Source organism: Streptomyces sp. NPDC051636 (assembly GCF_044453765.1).
Lineage (GTDB): Bacteria > Actinomycetota > Actinomycetes > Streptomycetales > Streptomycetaceae > Streptomyces.
This window is the reverse complement of record NZ_JBITDA010000007.1, coordinates 187911-208560: the sequence shown is the minus strand read 5'-3', so window position 1 is coordinate 208560 and position 20650 is coordinate 187911. Positions and strand designations below refer to the sequence as shown.

Genomic DNA, 20650 nt, shown 5'->3' with positions numbered 1-20650 from the left:
GCGGGCCGGCGGTCACAACGCCCGGTAGAGGGCGTTCACCAGCGCCGTCTTGCGCGGGTCGTCGGCGATGTGCGGCCCCATCCGGTTCATCACGTAGCCCAGGGACACTCCGGCCTCCGGGTCCGCGAGCCCGCAGGAACCGCCGAAGCCGTCGTGTCCGAAAGCGCGCGGGTTCGGGCCGTACGAGCCGTTCGGGCCGCTCAGCCACAGGCCGAGCCCGATCTCCGTCTCCGCCGCCAGGGCCGCCCCGAGCACCAGGTCACGGCAGCGGCCCTGCCCCTCGCGCACCCGCTCGGCCGCCTCGGGGGACAGGATCCGCCGGCCGCCGTACGTCCCGCGCCCGGCGAAGACGCCGTACAGCGCCGCGACGGCCCGTGCCGTGCCGTGCCCGTTCGCGGCCGGGATCTCGGCGGCCCGCCACTCGGGCGTGTTGGCCTCCCTCGCGTCCACCGCCGGGTTGGCCACCGTCGCGATCACCGCGGGCGGCAACTGGCCGAAGATCGCGGCCTGTTCGCTCCGCGTCGCGGCCGGCGGACGGTCCAGTTCGGCCGCCCGGCCGGTCTCCGTCTCCGGCAGGCCGATACGGAAGTCGATCCCCAGCGGTCCCGTCACCTCCCGCTCCAGGAAGGCCCCGGGCAGCAGCCCCGAGACCCGCCGGACCACCTCGCCGACCAGGAAGCCGTACGTCAGCGCGTGATACCCGGACCGCGTCCCCGGCTCCCACCAGGGCTGCGTCGCCGCGAGCCGCGTGGTCGTCAGCTCCCAGTCGCACAGCTGCTCCAGCGAGTGCGGCTCGCGCAGGCCGGACAGCCCGGCGCGGTGCGACAGCAGATGCCGTACGAGGACCTTGTCCTTGCCCGCCGCCGCGAACTCGGGCCAGTAGTCGGCCACCGGCGCGTCGAGGTCCAGCAGCCCCCGGTCGGCGAGGATGTGTGCGCAGAGTGCCACCGGGCCCTTGGACGTCGACCACACGTTGACCAGGGTGTCCCGCTCCCACGGGCGGGTGCGGGCCGGGTCCGCCCAGCCGCACCACAGGTCGACCACCGTCTCGCCGCCGACCGTCACCGCCACCGCGGCGCCCAGCTCCCCCCGTTCCCGGAAGTTCTCCTCGAACGCCTGCCGCACCGCCGTGAAGCGCGCGTCGCAGTGGCCGTGCACCTGTGTGTCCTGTGCCTGGTCTTCCGGCATGCGCCCTCCGTCGTCCGTCGGGAAACCCGGGCCGCGACGCTGCGACCCGGGCATCCCCGAACGTACCGACTGGTCGGACTGGAGGGAAGGGCGGGGCAGGGCGGGGCAGGGCAGAGGCAGGTCAGCGGAAGAACAGCTCGCCGGCAGGCTCCCGGTGACCGTCCGCCGTGTGCCAGTAGTCCCGGGTCTCCACCGCGCGGACGAGGACGCAGCCCGCGAGCGTGGACGGCACGCCGTCCTCCGCCGCCTAGACCCGGCACTCCGCCACCGCGATCCCGCCCCCGGCGGCGACCGGCGCCGAGAACCGCACGTCGGTCACCCGCTCCCCGGCGAACGACCGGCGCAGGTACGCCCCCAGCGCCTCCCGCCCCCGGTGCGGCTCGCGGAACGGCATCGACCGGTGCACGCGGTCCTCGGCGTACAGCTCCAGCAGCGCCGCCACGTCGTGCGCGGCCCAGGCCCGCTCCCAGACCCGGACGAACCGCTCCGCGGCCTCACGCGTGTCCACGCGCCTGTCCCTCCAGTCCCCTCCGTGCCTCTCAGGCGTACGACCGCAGCCAGCGCAGCTTCGCCGCCTCCTGGTAGGGGCCGCCGCCCTCGTGGTCGTTGAAGTCGTACACCTCGATCTTCTTGTCGTCGTGCGCCCAGGCGTTGAACGCCGCGAAGATCGTCGACGGCGGGCAGGTCTGGTCCTCCAGAGCCGTCGAGAACAGGGCGGGCGCCCGGCCGCGGGCCGCGAAGTGAACGCCGTCGAAGTAGGACAGCGTGCGCAGGACGTCCTCCGTGCGACCGCGGTGTGTCTTGAGGTAGAGGCCGATCTCCCGGTACGGGTGACGGTCGGTCAGAACCGCGGCACGCGGGAAGTCGCACAGGAACGGCACGTCCGGGGCGACCGCCACCAGGTCCGGGACCAGCCCGCCCACCGCGAGGCTGATGCCGCCGCCCTGGCTGCCACCGGTCGCCACGGTCCGCGCCGCGTCGGTCAGCGGGTGCGAGCGGGCCGCCTCGACGGCACGCACCGCGTCCGTGAACACCCGGCGGTAGTAGTAGTTCTCGGGCGCGTCGACGCCCCGCGTCATGAAGCCGGGGTACGCCGGCGAGCCGCCCACCGGGTCGGCGGTGCCGCCCCCGCCGCCCGAGGCGCTGCCCTGACCGCGGGTGTCCATGACGAAGTGCGCCCGGCCCGTCGACGCCCACAGCAGGTGCTCGTGGGGCAGACCGCGCCCGCCGCCGTAGCCCACGAACTCCATCACCAGCGGCAGCGGTTCCGCCGCGCCGGCGGGCAGGGTCAGCCAGCCCTTCACCGGGTGACCGCCGAACCCGGCGAACGTCACGTCGTGCACCGACACCGTCGACAGCCCCGTGTCCACCGGTTCGAAGCGGGCGTCCAGGTCGTGCTCGCGGGCTTCCTGGAGTGTCTTGGACCAGAAGGCGTCGAAGTCCTCGGGCTCGGCCGACTCACTGCGGTACGCGCGGAGCTCGTCGAGGGGAAGATCGAACAGGGCCATCAACAACCGCCTTTGAGTGAGAGCGTGCGGATGATCACACCGTACGTATGTGGTCGGAGGACTCGCCAGGCCCTGCGAAGCTCCGCGCCCGCGATGGGCACACGCCGTCTGCCGCTGATCTGCTGGTCAAGGAGCCGAGCTGCTCGCCGTGGAGCGCGAGCGGGTCACACGGGGCGGCCGGGACGCCGTGACGGGTGGTCGGGTCACCTCGGTGCGCACCTCCGGCACCGCGCCGGAGGCCCTTACGGTGGTCAGGCCCTTCGCTGTGTCCAGTCCGGCCCCGTGCGGGCCCACTCCCGCTCCCACTCCTCCAGGCGGTGCCGCAGCGAGACCCGGCGGACGATGCCGTGGCCGAGGAGGACCACGGCCGCCGTGCCGCCGGCCACGCATACGCCGATGCTGACAGTGTGCTGCCACACCGCGACGTCGTCCGGCGGCGGGGCCACGTTGCGGCCCCGGGAGTCGAACCACACGTCCACCACGTCACCGTGCCGCGCCCCCGCCGGGACCCGCGCCGACGCCGTACGCGTGCCCTTGCCCGGCTCCGTCCAGCGCACCGTCGTCCGGTAGGCGTGCCGGTCGCCCACCGAGGGCAGCCGCTCGGGTGCGTCGCCGATCACCTCGGCACGGACGGAACGGCGTTCCGCCCGCTGTGCCACGGCGACCGCCCGCGCCTCGTCATGGGCCCACAGGCCCGCCAGCGCCCCGGCCACCGGCGCGCCCAGGAACAGCAGGACGGCGACGGCCAGCGCCGCCCACGCCTCCACGACATCCGACCGGCGCCGCAGCGGATTGCGCCGCCACCGCCAGCCGCGCACCCGGGTCCGCATCTCGACCTCCTCGCCGTCACCCGAGCCGGAGGGCTCGCCGTCACCCGAGCCGGAGGGCCGCTCGGCCCCTGCCGGGGCCGGTCCGCCCCTCCTCGCGCACGTCGCACGTATGCGAGCGTCCACACCGCTCTCGTACCCCGTACGGAGCAGCTCGCTCACTTCGCGAACCACCACATGAGCCCCCCGACGCACCACTGGAGGAAGCACCGCGCGCACCACCGGACGAGCCCCGCGCACGACGGCGCCGGACGACTGATCCCCACCACCCGTGGAACCCGTCCCGCACGCCCCCGCAGCGGAGCGGGACGCCCCACACCGCAGAGGAGCCGACCATGGCAAAGGACCCCACAGCGGCGCTGGACGCGCACTGGCGTGCCGCCAATTACCTGGCCGCGGGGCAGATCTACCTGCTGGCGAACCCGCTGCTGCGCGAGCCCCTGGTGCCGGAGGACATCAAGCCCCGGCTCCTCGGCCACTGGGGCACCACACCCGGCCTGAACCTCGTCCACACCCACCTCAACCGGGTGATCAAGGAACGTGACATGGACGCCATCTGCGTGTGGGGCCCCGGCCACGGCGGTCCCGCCGTGCTCGCGAACTCCTGGCTCGAGGGCAGCTACAGCGAGACCTATCCGGACGTCACGCGGGACGCGGCCGGGATGGCACGGCTGTTCCGGCAGTTCTCGTTCCCCGGCGGAGTGCCCAGCCACGTGGCCCCCGAAACGCCGGGCTCGATCCACGAGGGCGGCGAGCTCGGTTACTCGCTGGCGCATGCCTACGGGGCCGCCTACGACAATCCCGGTCTGCTGGTCGCCTGTGTGATCGGCGACGGCGAGGCGGAGACCGGGCCGCTGGCGGCCTCCTGGCACTCGAACAAGTTCCTCGACCCGGTGCACGACGGCGCCGTCCTGCCGATCCTGCACCTCAACGGCTACAAGATCGCCAACCCGACCCTGCTTTCCCGGATCCCGCGCTCCGAGCTCGACGCGCTCCTGACCGGATACGGCCATGAACCGCTGTACGTCTCCGGCAGCGACCCCCGCACCGTCCACCGGGACCTCGCGCACGCCCTGGACGCGGCGCTCGACCGGATCGCCGGCATCCAGCGCGAGGCGCGGGACGGACGCGCCGGGGGCCGTCCCCGCTGGCCCGTCATCGTGCTGCGCACCCCGAAGGGCTGGACCGGGCCGGCCGAGGTGGACGGCCACCCCGTCGAGGGCACCTGGCGTTCCCACCAGGTGCCGCTCGCCGGGGTCCGGGAGAACCCCGAGCACCTGGCCCAGTTGGAGACCTGGCTGCGCTCGTACCGTCCGGAGGAGCTGTTCGACGACCAGGGCCGCCCCAGGCCGCCGGTCCTCGAACACGTCCCCGACGGCGACCGGCGCCTGGGCGCCAACCCGCACGCCAACGGCGGGGTGCTGCTCAGGTCCCTGCCGCTGCCCCGGCTGGAGGACTTCGCCGTCTCCGTCGACAAACCGGGCGCCACCCTGCACGAGCCCACCCGGGTACTCGGCCAGCTGCTCGCCATGGTCATGGCCGACACGGCGCACCGCCGCGACTTCCGCGTGCTCTGCCCGGACGAGCTGGACTCCAACCGGCTGTCCGCCCTCCACTCGGTGACCGGGCGGGCCTGGCAGGAGGAGATCACCCCCGTCGACGAACACCTGGCCCGCGACGGCCGCACCATGGAGGTCCTCTCCGAACACCTCTGCCAGGGCTGGCTGGAGGGCTACCTGCTGACCGGCCGGCACGGACTCTTCTCGTCGTACGAGGCGTTCGTGCACATCGTCGACTCCATGGTGAACCAGCACATCAAGTGGCTGAAGACATCCCGGAGGCTGCCGTGGCGGGCGCCGGTCGCCTCGCTCAACTACCTGCTGACCTCACACGTGTGGCGCCAGGACCACAACGGCTTCTCGCACCAGGACCCCGGCTTCGTCGACCACGTCCTCAACAAGAGCCCCGAGATCGTCCGCGTCTACCTGCCGCCGGACGCGAACACGCTGCTCGTGGTGGCCGACCACGTGCTGCACACCCGGGACCACGTCAACGTGGTCGTCGCCGGCAAGCAGCCGTGCTTCGACTGGCTGACCCTCGACCAGGCCCGCGCCCACTGCGCACGCGGCGCCGGCATCTGGGAGTGGGCCGGCACCGAGAACGACGGCGAGCCGGACGTGGTGCTGGCCTGCGCCGGGGACGTACCCACCCAGGAGGTACTGGCCGCCGCGCAGCTGCTGCGCCGCCATCTGCCCGGGCTGGCGGTGCGGGTGGTGAACGTGGTCGACATGACCCGGCTGCTGCCGCGCGAGGAGCACCCGCACGGCATGCCCGACTCCGAGTACGACGCGCTGTTCACCGCGGACCGGCCGGTGATCTTCGCCTACCACGGCTACCCCTGGCTGATCCACCGGCTCGCCTACCGCCGCTTCGGCCACGACCACCTGCACGTCCGCGGCTACAAGGAGGCGGGCACCACGACCACGCCGTTCGACATGGTGGTGAACAACGACCTCGACCGCTACCGGCTGGTGATGGACGTCATCGACCGCGTGCCCGGCCTCGCCGTCCGCGCGGCGGCCCTGCGCCAGCAGATGGCCGACGTGCGCACCCGCCACCACGCCTGGATCCGCGACCACGGCACCGACCTGCCGGAGGTGGCGGAGTGGTCCTGGACGGGCTGACCGCCCGGCGTACGACGGCAGCCGCCGGTCAGCCGAAACGCTCGATGCGGATCCGGTCGACCGGCTGCCCCGCCGCGACGAGCAGCCGAGAGGCGTGCTCGGCGAAGCCGTTGGAGCCGCACACATAGGCCTCCCACCCACCGGGAGGCTGCTCGGCCAGGAGCGGCGCCACATGTGCGGCCGCCACACGTCCCACCGGGACACCCTCCGGCGCCCGGCGCGTGAACACGGCTGTGGTCTCCGCGCCCAGCTCCCGCGCGTAGATCAGCTCCTCGGGAGCGCGCGCGGACACCAGCAGCCGCAGCGGTACGGACAGGCCCCGCGCCCGGTGGTGCCGCACCATCGACATCAGCGGTACGACCCCGGAGCCGGCGCCGACCAGCAGCGCGGGCCGGTCGCCGGGCCAGGCGAAGAAGCCGCTCAGCGGCCCGCGCACCTCGACCGTGTCACCGGGCCGGGCCACCGTGTGGAACCACCCGGAGACCTCGCCGCCCTCGATGTGGTCCAGGGTCAGTTCGATGTGCCCGGAGTCGTCCGGCGCGGACGCGAGGGAGTAGTGGCGCTGCGCCACATAGCCGTCCTCGGCGGTGAGCCGCAGCATCAGGTGCTGTCCGGGCAGGTGTCCCGCCCAGGCCGGCACGGCGAACCGGAAGGTGGCGGCGCGGGGCGTCTCCCGACGGATCCCGGTGAGTGTGGCCGTCTGCCACACCGACGCGGCCCGGCTGCCGACCTCGATGCGCCCGGGCACGGCGAAGCGCGTGGGGGGAGTGAAGGTCTCAGTCACCGGAGTACCGCTGCTCCTCCCAGGGGTTGCCCCGGGCGTGGTAGCCGTTCTGCTCCCAGAAGCCCGGCTCGTCGTGGTCGAGGAGCGTGAGGCCCGCGATCCACTTGGCGCTCTTCCAGAAGTACAGGTGCGGCACCAGCAGCCGCGCCGGCCCGCCGTGCTCGGGGGCGAGCGGCTCCCCGTCGTACTCCCAGGCGATCCAGGCCCGTCCGCCGGTGAGGTCGGCCAGCGGCAGGTTGGTGGTGTAGCCGGTGTGCGAGTAGGCGACGGCATGGGTGGCGGACCCGTGGGGGCGGACCACCTCAAGGAACGCGTCCAGCGACACGCCCCCGAACCGCACCCCGGACTTCGACCAGCTCGTCACGCAGTGGATGTCGCCCTCGTAGGCGGACGCGGGCAGCGCGTGGGCCTGGTCCCAGTCCCAGGTGCGGGGCTCGGCCACCAGTCCGTCGATGCGGAAGGTCCACTCGGCGGGCGCGAGGTCGGGGGTGACCTCGGCGGACAGCACGGGCCAGTCGTCGCCCGCGTCGTACTGGCCTGGCGGCAGTCCCGCGTTGTGGACGCGCGGGCGCCCGGTGAAACCTCGGGTGACGTTCATGGTTCAACCGTACGTTGTCCTCACCGGTGCTCCGTCCCTGGTCAGTGCCCCGATTGTTGCGGCCGTACGAACTCTGCGCGGGTCCGGGAACAACCCTCCCCGGCCGCTCCTTGGCCCTGAGTGCCGGCACCGGCGCCCCGGTGACCGCGGCGCGAGGAGAGTGAGGAAGCAGATGCCCAAGGCGTACGTCTTCCGGACTGGTGGTCAGGGGCGACCTGCACCCGCACGTCGCCCGGACCTTCCTGCTGGAACGGGGCGGAGAGACCCTGCGCGCCGTCGAGGACGGACACGCCGCGGCAAGATCGTGATCGAGGTCGCCCGATGAGCACCGTGACCCGGCACGTCCTCGACAACCCCGCGCTCGCCTCACTGACCGGCCCGCACGCCGGCTTCGCCGAGCGGCGCGGCCGGGTCCTGCGCTATCCGGTCGACGTAACTCCGTGGCTCGCCCTGCCCGACGAGCCCGACGCCGACGACTGGGCGGACCTGGCGGCGCTGGCCGGGCCGGGCGCCGAGGTGCCGCTGCCCGGCTTCCGGGGACAGGTCCCGGACGGCTGGGAGATCACCTTCCGGATCGAGGGCGTACAGCTCGTGGACGACGGCCTGGCCGCCGCCCCGGACGCGGAGGCGGTCCGCCTCGGCACCGCCGACGTACCGGAGATGCTCGACCTGGTCGCACGCACCAGGCCCGGCCCCTTCCTGCCCCGCACCATCGAGCTCGGCACCTACCTGGGCATCCGGCGCGAGGGCGCCCTGATCGCGATGGCGGGAGAGCGGCTGCGTCCGCCGGGCTGGACCGAGATCAGCGCGGTCTGCACCGACCCCGGCTTCCGCGGCGAGGGTCTGGCGAGCCGGCTGATCCGCGCCGTCGCGCACGGCATCCGGGAACGCGGCGAGCTCCCGTTCCTGCACACCGGGGCGGGGAACACGGGCGCCATCCGGCTGTACGAGTCGCTGGGCTTCCGGCTCCGGCGCAGGACCGCCTTCCTCGCGGCCCGGGCGCCCGGGCGGCTGACGGACGGCCGGGTGGCCGCGCCGGTGGGCTGACCGGCGATCCGCTCACTCCGGCTCGGTGACCTGCGGAGGCTTGGCGTTGTAGCGCTCCAGGTAGGCCGCGAACCGCGTCAGGTCCTCCTCCGGCCAGTCCGCGAGCCGCTCCCGGAAGGCGGCCCGGCGGCGCCGGGTGACCTGGGCGAGGATCTCCCGGCCGGCCGGCGTCAGGTGCAGCAACTGGACCCGGTGGTCCTCCGGGTCCAGGCGCCGCTCGATCAGGTGGGCCCGCTCCAGCGCGGTCACCTGGCGGCTGACCGTGGACTTGTCGAGGGCGTGGTGCGCGGCCAGGTCGGTGGCCCGGCAGCCGCCGGCCTCCTCCAGATGCCCGAGCAGCGTGTACGACACCAGCGACAGCTCGGGGTGCATGCGTCCCGCCGAGGCCCGGGCCCGGCGGGCGAAGATCGTCATCTCGCGCTGGATGGTTTCGATGGCCGTCTGCGCTGCTGTCACGGGTGTACCTCCTCCGCCCCTGGTTGCATAGTACAACTTGCAAGGGATCACCGGCATCGCGAAGAGGCCGTCAGCGTCCGGCCGTTGGGGTAGGGTAGCCCTTCGGTCAGGGACGATCCCGGCCGGGAGTCGCTGAGGAGGTGAGACCCATCACCGCTGTGTCAGGACGGGTGCTCTCTCCTCGCAACGGCGCGGATCACCGGCATTAGGTGACCGCGAGAGCGCCCTTCGGCCCCAGGCTTGTCGAAAGGCTCCCGGCTTCCATGCCCCCACTTTCCCCCACCGCCGTCGTCACGGCGTTGCGCGCCGCCGGCTGCGTCTTCGCCGAGGACGAGGCGGAGTTGCTCCTCGCCACCGCCCGCACCCCGGAGGAACTGTCCGAGATGGTGGACCGGCGCGTCGCCGGTCTTCCCCTCGAACACGTCCTCGGCTGGGCCGACTTCCACGGGTTGCGCATCGCCCTGGAGCCCGGCGTCTTCGTGCCCCGCCGCCGTACCGGGTTCCTCGTCGACCAGGCCCTCGCCCAGGCCCCGGACGCGTCCGTCGTCATCGACCTGTGCTGCGGCTCCGGCGCGGTCGGCGCGGCGCTGGCCGCCGCCCTCGGCCCGGTCGAACTGCACGCCGCCGACATCGACCCCGCCGCGGTGCGCTGCGCCCGCCGCAACATCGCCCCCTACGGCGGTCACGTCCACGCGGGAGACCTGTTCGAGGCGCTCCCCGGCGACCTGCGCGGCCGGGTCGGCCTCCTCGCGGCCAACGTGCCGTACGTCCCCACCGGCGAGGTGGGCCTGCTGCCGGCGGAGGCACGCGAACACGAACCCCTGGTCGCCCTCGACGGCGGCCTCGACGGCCTCGACGTCCTGCGCCGCGTCGTCACTTCGGCCTCCGACTGGCTCGCCCCCGGCGGCTGCCTGCTGGTCGAGACGAGCGAACGCCAGTCCCCGACGGCCGTCGAGGCCTTCAGCCGAGCCGGGCTGAGCACGCGCCTGGCGGTGTCGGAGGAGTTGTACGCCAACGTGGTGATCGGCGTGCGGACGTGACGCGCGGGCCCGCACGGCGGCGGGTGACCGGGGCGGCGTGTGGCCGGTCTGCGGGCCCTGCCGCCGCCCCGGCGTCACGTCGTCGCACCGCTTCCCGACGGACTCGGCGACGGGCCGCGGTCGGGGCGGCCCCAGGGACCGCCGTGGCCGCGGAAGCCCCTCAGACCCCAGTCGGCGAAGGTGCCCGTGAAGGCGACCGCGGCGGTCCGGGTGCCTTCGGTGGAGCGAGTGCCGATCAGGAAGGCCGCGTCGCCCTTCTTCAGCGCGCCGGCCCCCGCATCCGGCACGCCGTCCCCGCGGACCGTGACGTCCGAGCCCACGGTCCAGGTCCACGCGGCGCCGTCCTCGCTCTTCACGGTGACCTGGTCACCGTCCGCCTTCTCGACGGTGCCCCGCTGCCAGATCCGTACGACCCACTTGCCGCTGTCGCGGTCCTTGACGGTCGCCTCGCCGTGTACGGCGTCACCGCCCAGGCCGAACCACGGCCCGTGCCCGTGCCCGCTCGGTGACGCCGGCGCGGACGACCCGGCGGCCGCCGGGACGGCGTCGCCGGCGGAGTGGCCGGAGGCGGCGGCGTACGCGACCGTGCCGCCGAGGGCCAGCGCCCCGACCGCGACCGCCACGGTCACCGCCCGCACGCGGGCCGGCTGCCGCCGCCACCGGGCGGGGAGGGACCCCCTTGGGTCACGGTCGCCGCCCGGTCCGGTGAGCACTTCCCACTCCGCGCCCGAAGGCCGGCGCTCCTGGTTCGGTTCATGCATCACAGCTCGCTCCCATCGGCCACGACACGCGGCAGGGCGCTTGCATGCCTCTCTGTGATTCTCGGACGGGGACGATAAGGGCGCGATAACAAGTCGCTGTGAATCCCCGCGCCCGTGGATCCCTACGCCAGTTCCTGCGCCCGCGCGATGAGGAGCGCCACGTCGTCGTGGTTGTCGGGGTGGTGCATCGTCCGCAGGAGCAGGTCGCAGACCTCCTCCAGCGGGCGGGCCGGGTCGTCGAGGAGGGACAGCAGGACGTCCAGGCGTTCGTCGAGTGAGTGCCGGCGCGTTTCGACCAGGCCGTCGGTGTAGAACACGAGCTCGTCGCCCGGCGCGAAGTCGACGGTGGTGGTGGAGAAGCCGACGCCCCCCACGCCCAGCGGCACCCCGGTGGGCAGGTCGAGCAGCTCCGGCGCGCGGCCGGGGCGTACGCGTGCCGGGGGCAGGTGCCCCGCGTTGGCGATCCGGCACTGGCGCAGATGGGGGTCGTGGACGGCGTACACGCAGGTCGCGATGGAATGGTCGAGCCCGAGGGTGATCTTGTCGAGGTGTTCCAGGAGCAGCGCGGGATCCAGGTCGAGGGAGGCCAGCGTGGTCGTCGCCGTCCGCAGCCGGCCCATGGTCGCGGCCGCGCTGATGCCGCTGCCCATCACGTCGCCCACGACGAGCGCCGTCTTGCCGTCCTCCAGCGGGATGACGTCGAACCAGTCGCCCCCGACCTCGGTCGTGGCCCCGGCCGGCTGGTAGCGCGAGGCCACTTCCAGGCCGGTGGTCACCGGCGGATGGCTGGGCAGCAGGCTGCGCTGCAGGGTGAGCGCGGTGGTGCGGGCGTTCTGGTACCAGCGGGCGTTGTCGATCTGCACGGCCGCGCGGGCGGCCAGCTCCCGGGCGAGCAGCAGGTCGTCCTCGCCGAAGGGCTCCGGGTTCCGCGTCCGTTTGAGGTCGAGGGCGCCGAGCACCTCGCCGCGCGCGATCAGCGGCACGGCAAGATATGAGTGGATGCCGGCCCGGCCGAGCAGGACGGCCGCTTCGGGTGAGCGGGCGATGCGCGGGAGGTCCTCGTCCTTCACCTGCGCCACCAGGACCGGGCTGCCGGTCCGTACGCACTCGGTGACCAGACGGTCGGGCGCGTACCGGGCGATCTGCCCGGGCGGGTCGGCGGCCCGCAGGGCGTCCGTCCCGTCCTCCGACCGGACGGCCAGGGCGCGGATCACCGCCGGTTCGGACGGCCCGAGCGTGCTGCGGCGGCCCTCGACGACCGCCTCCAGCAGGTCCACGGCGGCCACGTCGGCGAGTTCCGGCACGGCGACGTCGGCCAGTTCGCGGGCGGTGCGGTCCAGGTCAAGGGTGGTGCCGATCCGGGTCGAGGCGTCGGCGATCACGGCCAGGCGGCGCCGCGCGGCCTCCGCCTCGACGCCCGCCCGGTACTGCTCGGTGATGTCCACCATGGACGCGGCCACCCCCAGCACCGTGCCCACGGCGTCCTCCAGCCGGTACATCGACACCGACCAGGCGTGGTCCTCGTCCGGGTCGGCCGGGGTGCGGCCCATGGTGGGCTGGTCGACGAGGGGCGACCCGGACTCCAGGACCCGGCGGGCCGCGGACTCCAGCGCGTCGGCGTCCAGCAGCGGCACCACCTCGCGCATGGTCCGCCCGACGTGCTCCTCGGCGGGCACGCCGTTGATCTTTTCCAGCGCCGGGTTGACCGAGACGTACCGCAGCCGCGTGTCCAGCACGGCCAGCCCGATCGGCGACTGCTGCACCATCCGCTCGGACAGCGCCAGGTCCTGCTCCATCCGGCGGACCGTCGACTGGTCGGCGGCCAGGCCCAGCGCGTACACGTCGCCCCGGTCGTCCAGCAACCGCATGTTGCGGAACTCCACCAGGCGTGTGCTGCCGTCCTTGTGCCGGACGGGAAAGCCCCCGGACCAGCTCTGGCCGGTCCGCAGCACGTCGGCGAAGAGCTTGCCGACCAGCTGGATGTGCTCTTCGTGGACCATGATGCGGGCCGCGTACTGCCCGAGGGCCTCCTGTGCCGAGTAGCCGAACAGCTCCTCGGCCTGGGGGCTCCACAGCACGATGCGCCCGTCGGAGTCCAGCACCACCGAGGCCACGCCCAGGACGTCGAGCAGCCCGCTCGGGCGCACGGGTCCGCGGAGGGGCTCCCCGCCCCCGCCCACGGGAGCCTCGGCTGCACTCATGCCACGCACCGCCTCTTGCCGTCCGCACGGCACGCCTTCCCCAGTGCCGCCTCCCCTTGTTGTACCGCGCTCACACCAGACTCTCCGCCGCCGCCGCCGACTTTCTCCACCAACCCTCGACACGGCGGCGGGTGCGCGCCGAAGACCACACGGCGGTGCCGGGCGGTGCGAAGGCGACCGGGCCGCCGGAGTTCACACCTCCGTTGCCCATTTGGTCTGTACATGACTACGGGGGCGGGCCAGACTGTCGGCCGACCGAGTGTCCCCACCCCCCGTCCGAGGAGTCGGCCATGCCCGCGCCCCTGCCCGCGTCCGTCCGGCAACGTTGTCACACGACCCCGAGCGCGTTGGTCGTCCTCGCCACCGCCATCGCTGTGTTGCTCACCGTCTCCGCCGCGCCCGCCTCCGCTGTCGACACCTGGACCGAGACCGGCTCCGACCGCGCCGATCCGCTCACCGAGAGCCAGGGCCTGACCTCGGTCGAGGTCCCGGTCGGCAGCCCCAACCAGTACACCGGCATCGGCACCATCCCTTCCGACGTGAGAGGCCGTGGCTGGAACCACGTCGGCGACCCCGACGCCTCGTACGGCGGCTACTACATCGAGCCGTACCAGCGGGACTCCGGCAACTCGAAGATGTTCCGGGTGCGGGCGCCCGGCGGCGCCCGGTCGGAGTACGTCCACACGCTCGGCACCGGGGAGGCGCTGAACAACTCCTGGGTCGCCGTCTCCCCGGACGGCCAGTGGATGCTGGCCGGAGAGTACGGCACGATGAGCCGCTTCCTGGTCTTCCCGACCCCGGGCGTCAACCCGGCCACCTCGCCCTCGGCCAACCTCCCGCAGGCCTCCACCGTCAACCTCGACCACGCCGTGCGCGACGTCCAGGGCTGCGACTTCTCCGGCCCGACGACGCTGCTGTGCTCCTCCGACGACCCCGAGGGCACGCTCTTCGGCGTCACCAAGCCGCTCCTCCAGGTGGACCTGTCGGCCGCGCCGAACGGCACGGCGGACGTCTCCGGGCACGTCACGGCGCTGCGCCAGCTGCCGCTGCGCAGCGCCTGTTCCGGCACCTTCGAGGCCGAGGGCATCGACTACGACCGCCGTACCGGCACGCTGCGCGTGATCGTGGTGTCCCCGGGCTTCTGCGTGCTGACCGACAGCAAGACGTACAGGTTCACGCGCGGCTGACCGGTAGTGCTCCGGAGGCAGTGGTGCTTTCCTGAGGATGGACGCGGTTCGGCGGGGTACCCCGTTCCACCGCAGCGCGGCCACGAAAGGAGCGATCATGAGGAACGCGGAGCGGTCGCATCCGGAAACCGTCTCGGTGGAGATCAGCGGGTGCTCCAAAGAGGACGCCCGGATCGTCTTCGACGCCCTGGGTCACTGCTTCAGCTCCGACCGGGGCGCCGACGAGGTGCCGCAGCAGCTCCATGAGACCCGTCCCATGGTCTGGCTCGGCACCTACGACGTCGCGGACGCCAGCGAGGAGGCCTGCCCGCAGGTACACCTCTCCTCGCCCGTCGTCGCGGACGTCCAGGGCGGCTACTGGGCCGTCGACCGGTTCCGGTCCACCCTGGCCTCGATGTTCGACGTGCACGAGACCTGCACGGCCTCCGGCGACCAGGAGAGGGACCTGCACCTGCGCCTCGAAAGCAGGTGACCGGGATTCCGGCTGCCAAGACGCCCCGGCCGCCCCACCGGCGGCCGGGGCGTACTGCGCCTCGCGGTCGCCGAAGGACCAGTCGACCGGCTCGTTCTCCGTGACGGTGACGAACATGTTGCGCGGCTCGGTGTCCGCGCGGGCGTGCGCGAGTTCGGCGACCGCCGGCAGACCGGATTGTACATACTAGTAGGTACAGAGTGGCCGGGGTCACTGCGGCGAGGTTATGCAACTAGTTGCAAAAGGTCTCGCCCTTCCTCTACAACTACAGGCGACTACACCGCGTACGGAGGGCCCCGATGAGCCGTTACCCGCACCTGCTGAACCCGCTCGACCTGGGCTTCACCACGCTGCCCAACCGCGTGCTCATGGGCTCCATGCACGTGGGCCTGGAGGAGGCCGAGCGCGGGTTCGAGCGGATGGCGGAGTTCTACGCGGCCCGCGCGCGCGGGGGAGTGGGTCTCATCGTCACCGGCGGCATCGCGCCGAACGAGGAGGGGCGCCCGGCCGAGGGCGGTGCCAAGCTCACCACCGAGGCGGAGGCCGAGCAGCACGCCGCCATCACCGCCGCCGTGCACCGCGAGGGCGGGCGGATCGCGATGCAGATCCTGCACTTCGGGCGGTACGCCTACCACAAGGACCTGGTGGCCCCCAGCCCCCTCCAGGCGCCGATCAGCCCCTTCCCGCCCCGGGCGCTGACCGACGAGGACGTCGAGCGGACCATCGACGACTACGCCCGCGCCGCCCGCCTCGCCCGGCAGGCCGGCTACGACGGCGTCGAGATCATGGGCTCCGAGGGCTATCTGATCAACGAGTTCATCGCCGCCCGGACCAACCAGCGCACCGACCGCTGGGGCGGTTCGTACGAGAACCGCATGCGCTTCCCCGTGGAGATCGTCCGGCGCGTGCGCGCGGCCGTGGGCGACGACTTCATCATCATCTACCGGCTGTCCATGCTGGACCTGGTCCCGGGCGGCTCCTCGTTCGAGGAGGTCGTCACCCTCGCCAAGGCCGTCGAGGCCGCAGGGGCGACGATCATCAACACCGGCATCGGCTGGCACGAGGCCCGCATCCCCACCATCGCCACCTCCGTGCCGCGCGGCGCCTACACCTGGGTCACCAAGAAGCTCATGGGCGAGGTGTCCGTCCCGCTGGTGACCACCAACCGTATCAACACCCCCGAACTCGCCGAGCAGTTGCTCGCCGACGGCTGCGCCGACATGGTGTCCGTGGCCCGCCCGATGCTCGCCGACCCCGACTTCGTCGCCAAGGCCGCCGCCGGGCAGCCCGAGGCGATCAACACCTGCATCGGCTGCAACCAGGCCTGCCTGGACCACACCTTCAGCGGGCAGATCACCTCCTGCCTGGTCAACCCGCGCGCCTGCCACGAGACCGAGCTGGTCCTCTCGCCGACCCGGCTGCGCAAGCGCGTCGCCGTCGTCGGGGCGGGTCCCGCCGGGCTCGCCTGTGCCGTGAGCGCCGCCGAACGCGGCCACCAGGTCACCCTCTTCGACGCCGCGAGCGAGATCGGCGGCCAGCTCAACGTGGCCCGCAAGGTCCCCGGCAAGCAGGAGTTCGACGAGACGCTGCGCTACTTCCGCCACCAGCTCGACGCGCACGGCGTGGACGTGCGGCTGAACACGCCCGTCGACGCCGAGGACGTGGCCGGCTACGACGAGGTCGTCGTCGCCACCGGCGTCACCCCGCGCACCCCCGGCATCCCCGGCGTCGACCACCCGCGCGTGGTGGGCTACCTCGACGTGCTGCGCGACGGCGCCCCCGTCGGCGACCGGGTCGCGATCCTCGGCGCGGGCGGCATAGGCTTCGACGTCGCCGAGTTCCTCACCGACGGCGGCGACAAGGCGAGCGAGGACCCGGCGACGTACTTCCGCCACTGGGGCGTCGACATGGACTACCGCACGCCCGGCGGCCTTGCCGCGCCCGAGCGCCCCGCCCCGCCCCGCACCGTCCACCTGCTGCAGCGCAAGACCACCAAGGTCGGCGCCGGCCTCGGCAAGACCACCGGCTGGATCCACCGCACCGAGCTCAAGCACCGCGGCGTCACCATGGTCCCGGGCGTGCGCTACGACCGGATCGACGACGCCGGACTGCACATCACCGTCGGCGAGGAGAGCACGGTCCTCGAGGTCGACACCATCGTGCTGTGCACCGGCCAGGAGCCGCGCCGCGACCTGTACGAGAAGCTGGTCGCCGCCGGCCGGAAGGCCCACCTCATCGGCGGTGCCGACCTCGCCGCCGAGCTGGACGCCAAGCGCGCCATCAAGCAGGGCACCGAGCTGGCGGCGGCCCTGTAGGGCCCCGCGGCGCGTCCCTAGGATGACCCCATGTCACTCCCGCACGCGATCCTCACCGCCCTGCTCGAGAAGCCGTCGTCGGGGCTGGAGCTGACTCGCCGGTTCGACAGGTCGATCGGCTACTTCTGGTCGGCGACGCACCAGCAGATCTACCGGGAGCTGGGAAAGCTGGAGGCCGAGGGTTTCATCCGCACCCTGCCGGCCGAGCAGCCGGCCCGCGGGCAGAAGAAGAGTTACGAGGTCCTGCCCGCGGGCCGCGCGGATCTGGCCCGCTGGACCGCCGAGTCCCAGGACCCCAAGCCGCACCGCGACGTGCTGCTGCTGCGGCTGCGGGCGGCGGCGGTGGTCGGCACGGCCGGCCTGGAGGCCGACCTGCGCCGCCATCTGGAGCTGCACCGGCGGCAGTTGGCCGAGTACGAGGAGATCGAGCGGCGCGACTTCCCGCCGGACCGGGACAGCGCGCAGGACCGGTTGCGCCATCTGGTGCTGCGGGCGGGCATCGACCTGGAGACCTTCTGGACGCGGTGGCTCACCCACGCGCTGGCGGAGTTCGGCGAGCTGCCGGAGAGCGCGCCCGCCGAGGAAGGCGCCTGACGCGGCCGCGTTCGGAGCCGGTACGGCCCTTCACAGCCGGTACGGCTTCGAGCGGCGGCGCAGGAACCAGCCCGTGGCGATGACACCGGTGCCCACCAGTGCCGCGCCCACCCCCAGGGTGACCGGGCCGTAGTCCCGGGCGGCGCCGCCCAGGCCGCCCATGACGCCGCGCGACGGCGACGGGCTGGACGTGGCCGAGATCGTCGGGACCGACGGAGGCGCGACGATGACCGACTGGCTGCCCGCGGTGATGCCGTTGGAGCAGACGACCACGACGGTGTACGTCCCCGGTCTCACCCCCGACCAGGCGGCGGACTGGCTGATGGTGGTGCCCGCCAAGGCCACCTGACGTCCCTGTGCGAAGTTCGTCTGGCTGCCGGCGAGCAGGGAGGCGTTGCCCCAGCTGCCGTTGTTCTGTGTGCAGGCGCTGGTCGTGACCGACACCGTGGACCCGGTGGTGCTGACGGAGATCCCCGAGACCGCGCCGGCCGGCCCGGCGAGCCCGATCGGGAGCGCGGCGGCGGCCGCCGCGGTGAGGCCGGAGCGGAGGAGACGTCGAGTAGTGCGCATTGGGCTGCCCTCCGGCGGCACGGTTGGCGGTACGTCCCATGCGCCGCCGGGGGTCGGAAACGTCCGTGCTGCCTCGGGGCCAGCCAACGCGCGCCGGGGCCGTCCCGCATGCGGACCGCAGCCGGGCGGGTGAGGGGCGTACTGCGCGCGGGGGAAAACCGGCACTCTGTCGCGCCGTGCTCAGCCGTCCCCGCCCGTCCTCACCGTTCGCTCCGCCGAGAACCCGCCCCAGGTGCCGTCCGGCAGCCGGGCCCGCATCCGCACCCGGTGGGTCTCGCCGGCGAGCCGGCCCGCGTAGAAGCTGTACGTCGCCCGGGCGCGCGGCGCACTCCCGCCCCATACCAGGGAGGTGGCCGGTCGGCCGTCCAGCTGGATCTGGTACTCCGTGACCACACCGCCGGTGCGCGGCGGCACCCAGGACAGGTCGATGTAGTACGCCCCCCGGGCGCGGTGGGTCGCCGCGCGGAAACCGGTCGGGGCGGTGTCCCGGCCGTCGTCGATGCCCGGCGTCGTGAGCCGGACGGGGGCACTCGCGGGCGAGAGGTTGTCGGCCGCGTCGCGGGCGCGGACGGTGAAGACGTAGCGGGTGCCCGGGCGCAGCCCCGTGACCACGGTCGCGGTCTGCCCGCCGCCGACGCTGTGGATCTTCGTCCCGCCCTGACAGACGTCGTACGAGGCCACACCGCGGTCGTCCGCCGACGTGCCCCAGGACAGCTGGACGGCCCGGCTGCCGACCGCCCGCCCCTCGGGGTGCCCGGGGCGGCTGGGCGCCGAGCGGTCGTCCGCCCCGGAGGCCGGTGTCCTCGCCCGGACCTCACGGCTGGGCGGGCCGGTGCGCCCGGCCGTGTCCCGGGCCCGGACGGTGAAGACATACACGGTGGACGGCCTGAGCCTGGTGACGTCCACCATGTGCTCCGAACCCGGTACTTCCGTGACTTTCGTGGTGCCCCGGTATACCTCGTAGGCGCGGACGCCGGCGCCGCCGGTCACCGCGTTCCACATGACGTGCACCGTGGTGGCGCTCCCGGCCGCGGCGGTGACACCTGCCGGCGCGCCGGGCATCCGGCCCTCGTCACCGGCCGCCCCGCCCCATCCGCAGGACGCGACCAGCGCCAGAGCGCCGCAGGCGAGGACGGGCGGGAGGGGAACGCGTCGCACGGCTCTGCCTCCCGGGTACGCCGTCAGGGGTAATGGTACGTACCAATATGGCCTGCCTGACGTGATCGCTTCAAGATGGCCTGCATGGACGACGGCCCGGCCGGGTTACGTATGCTGAGATACCTCACGGCTGAACTGCCCTGGAGGGCAGGGGAGTTCACGCCTGTGGCGCGGAACGCTGTCGTCGCTGATCCCGCGCCCGCGCGGGCGGCCGGGGCGTCCTGGGGCGACACGAGCTCAGGTCCCCGGCCCCCGTGACTGTCTGATGCGGTGTCGGATATGCCACATTATGCCGGATTCGCGTCCCCCATGAGAGGGTCCCTGATGGTGCGTGCCCAGTCACTGACGCTGGCCGCGGCCGGCGCCGCCGCCCTGCTTGTCCCGACCTCGCTGACCGAAGCCGCCGTCGCCCTGCGTCCGGGCGAGGCGTCCGTGCCCCGCAGCGAAGGCCTGGTCCGGGCCGCGGGCCTGCTGACCAAGACGCGTGACTGTGTGCCGGTCTCCCGCGGCCGCTACCGCACCGACGCCGGAGCCGCAGCCGGCGTCCGGGTCTGCGGCACCCGGGACGCCGTGTTCTGGAAGGCCGACATGGACATCGACTGCGACGGGCGGCCCACTGCCCGCTGCAACCGCCGGACCGACCCGCTCTTCTACGCCGCCACCGCCTACCAGCAGTCCGACGGCCGCCACGTGAACGCCGAGCGGCTGCCCTACATCGTCGTGCCCGGGCCGAGCCGCGTCTGGGACCCGCGCGCGCACGGCGTGCGCGGCGGCTCGGTGGCCGCCGTCGTCTACCGGGACACGGTGCGCTACGCGGTCGTCGGCGACACCGGCCCCCGCGACATCATCGGCGAGGCCTCGTACGCCACCGCCCAGGCCCTCGGCATCGACCCCGACCCGCGCACCGGCGGGGTGCCCTCCGGCGTCACCTACATCGTCTTCAAGAACTCCCGGGTCAAGTCCATCGAGGACCACGCCGCCACAGTGGCGACCGGGGAGCGGCTGGCGCGGCGGTTCGTCGGGGACGACTGACCGGCGCCCCCGATCGCCGTGTGCCGCCGCTGTCACGAGGTCAGGAACACGCTCGCGGCGGCCTGCTCCTCGGGCACGGCGACCCGGCCCACGGTGCCGACGTACGGGCCCGACGAGGCCGAGCCGGTTCGCCGCGCCCTCGCCGACTCGCCGGACTGCCCCCCGACGATCCGCGTCCGACCATCCGGGCGGCGATGTTCGACGCGGCCCCGCGCGCGGCGGGGCTGA

General features: G+C 73.4%; 18 protein-coding genes and 1 pseudogene. 8 read left to right on the top strand and 11 right to left on the bottom strand.

Annotation, left to right across the window (positions count from 1 at the left end; translation table 11 throughout):
- Positions 1–12: 12 nt before the first annotated feature.
- From ACIBBH_RS15915 to ACIBBH_RS15900, 4 genes are all read right to left on the bottom strand, one after another.
- Positions 13–1188: a serine hydrolase domain-containing protein gene (locus ACIBBH_RS15915; protein WP_399404848.1), complete on the bottom strand. Its 1176-nt coding sequence runs from the start codon at positions 1186–1188 to the stop codon at positions 13–15.
- 247 nt (positions 1189–1435) lie between these two features.
- A complete protein-coding gene (locus ACIBBH_RS15910) occupies positions 1436–1696 on the bottom strand; it encodes a nuclear transport factor 2 family protein (protein ID WP_399404846.1) in 261 nt (86 codons plus the stop codon).
- Positions 1697–1727: 31 nt separating this feature from the next.
- On the bottom strand, positions 1728–2696 hold the full coding sequence (locus ACIBBH_RS15905) for an acetylxylan esterase (protein ID WP_399404844.1): 969 nt from the start codon (positions 2694–2696) through the stop codon (positions 1728–1730).
- Positions 2697–2947: 251 nt separating this feature from the next.
- A complete protein-coding gene (locus tag ACIBBH_RS15900) occupies positions 2948–3685 on the bottom strand; it encodes a hypothetical protein (RefSeq protein ID WP_399404843.1) in 738 nt (245 codons plus the stop codon).
- Between the two features lie 164 nt (positions 3686–3849).
- On the opposite strand from ACIBBH_RS15900, the pseudogene ACIBBH_RS15895 reads away from it, so the two are divergent.
- A pseudogene (locus tag ACIBBH_RS15895) lies at positions 3850–6207 on the top strand (phosphoketolase); the annotation flags it as partial.
- 28 nt (positions 6208–6235) lie between these two features.
- On the opposite strand, the gene ACIBBH_RS15890 reads toward ACIBBH_RS15895, so the two are convergent.
- Together ACIBBH_RS15890 and ACIBBH_RS15885 are read right to left on the bottom strand one after the other, a co-directional pair.
- Entirely contained in the window at positions 6236–6991 is a 756-nt protein-coding gene (locus ACIBBH_RS15890; RefSeq protein WP_399404841.1) for a ferredoxin reductase, read from the bottom strand.
- Complete coding sequence (locus ACIBBH_RS15885) at positions 6984–7589, bottom strand: sulfite oxidase-like oxidoreductase (protein ID WP_399404839.1); 606 nt, start codon at positions 7587–7589, stop codon at positions 6984–6986. Before ACIBBH_RS15885 ends, ACIBBH_RS15890 begins: the two co-directional genes overlap by 8 nt.
- Positions 7590–7910: 321 nt before the next feature.
- On the opposite strand from ACIBBH_RS15885, the gene ACIBBH_RS15880 reads away from it, so the two are divergent.
- The gene (locus tag ACIBBH_RS15880; RefSeq protein ID WP_399404837.1) at positions 7911–8636 is read left to right on the top strand and encodes a GNAT family N-acetyltransferase; all 726 of its coding nucleotides are present in this window, start codon (positions 7911–7913) and stop codon (positions 8634–8636) included.
- Positions 8637–8648: 12 nt separating this feature from the next.
- Here the strand turns inward: ACIBBH_RS15880 and ACIBBH_RS15875 are convergent, their stop codons facing one another.
- The gene (locus ACIBBH_RS15875) at positions 8649–9050 is read right to left on the bottom strand and encodes a MarR family winged helix-turn-helix transcriptional regulator (RefSeq protein ID WP_399405117.1); all 402 of its coding nucleotides are present in this window, start codon (positions 9048–9050) and stop codon (positions 8649–8651) included.
- Positions 9051–9355: 305 nt separating this feature from the next.
- On the opposite strand from ACIBBH_RS15875, the gene ACIBBH_RS15870 reads away from it, so the two are divergent.
- Positions 9356–10132, top strand: a complete 777-nt coding sequence (locus ACIBBH_RS15870; RefSeq protein ID WP_399404835.1) for a putative protein N(5)-glutamine methyltransferase — start codon at positions 9356–9358, stop codon at positions 10130–10132.
- A 74-nt stretch (positions 10133–10206) separates the two neighbouring features.
- Here ACIBBH_RS15870 and ACIBBH_RS15865 read toward each other — a convergent pair whose 3' ends face one another.
- Together ACIBBH_RS15865 and ACIBBH_RS15860 are read right to left on the bottom strand one after the other, a co-directional pair.
- Complete coding sequence (locus ACIBBH_RS15865) at positions 10207–10893, bottom strand: hypothetical protein (RefSeq protein ID WP_399404833.1); 687 nt, start codon at positions 10891–10893, stop codon at positions 10207–10209.
- A gap of 122 nt (positions 10894–11015) precedes the next feature.
- Positions 11016–13094 carry a SpoIIE family protein phosphatase gene (locus ACIBBH_RS15860; RefSeq protein ID WP_399404831.1) on the bottom strand — a complete coding sequence of 693 codons (2079 nt, stop codon included), beginning with the start codon at positions 13092–13094 and terminating at the stop codon, positions 11016–11018.
- Positions 13095–13396: 302 nt separating this feature from the next.
- On the opposite strand from ACIBBH_RS15860, the gene ACIBBH_RS15855 reads away from it, so the two are divergent.
- The 4 genes from ACIBBH_RS15855 (at position 13397) to ACIBBH_RS15840 (ending at position 17662) form a co-directional block, all read left to right on the top strand.
- On the top strand, positions 13397–14281 hold the full coding sequence (locus ACIBBH_RS15855) for a hypothetical protein (RefSeq protein WP_399405115.1): 885 nt from the start codon (positions 13397–13399) through the stop codon (positions 14279–14281).
- A gap of 97 nt (positions 14282–14378) precedes the next feature.
- Complete coding sequence (locus ACIBBH_RS15850; protein WP_399404829.1) at positions 14379–14753, top strand: hypothetical protein; 375 nt, start codon at positions 14379–14381, stop codon at positions 14751–14753.
- 299 nt (positions 14754–15052) lie between these two features.
- Positions 15053–17068, top strand: a complete 2016-nt coding sequence (locus ACIBBH_RS15845) for an FAD-dependent oxidoreductase (protein WP_399404827.1) — start codon at positions 15053–15055, stop codon at positions 17066–17068.
- Between the two features lie 30 nt (positions 17069–17098).
- Complete coding sequence (locus ACIBBH_RS15840; RefSeq protein ID WP_399404825.1) at positions 17099–17662, top strand: PadR family transcriptional regulator; 564 nt, start codon at positions 17099–17101, stop codon at positions 17660–17662.
- 30 nt (positions 17663–17692) lie between these two features.
- On the opposite strand, the gene ACIBBH_RS15835 is transcribed toward ACIBBH_RS15840, so the two are convergent.
- Together ACIBBH_RS15835 and ACIBBH_RS15830 are read right to left on the bottom strand one after the other, a co-directional pair.
- On the bottom strand, positions 17693–18232 hold the full coding sequence (locus tag ACIBBH_RS15835; protein WP_399404823.1) for a hypothetical protein: 540 nt from the start codon (positions 18230–18232) through the stop codon (positions 17693–17695).
- A 180-nt stretch (positions 18233–18412) separates the two neighbouring features.
- Positions 18413–19390: a fibronectin type III domain-containing protein gene (locus tag ACIBBH_RS15830; RefSeq protein WP_399404821.1), complete on the bottom strand. Its 978-nt coding sequence runs from the start codon at positions 19388–19390 to the stop codon at positions 18413–18415.
- A gap of 327 nt (positions 19391–19717) precedes the next feature.
- Between ACIBBH_RS15830 and ACIBBH_RS15825 the strand changes: the two genes are divergently transcribed.
- On the top strand, positions 19718–20422 hold the full coding sequence (locus ACIBBH_RS15825) for a glycoside hydrolase family 75 protein (RefSeq protein WP_399405114.1): 705 nt from the start codon (positions 19718–19720) through the stop codon (positions 20420–20422).
- Positions 20423–20650: the final 228 nt, after the last annotated feature.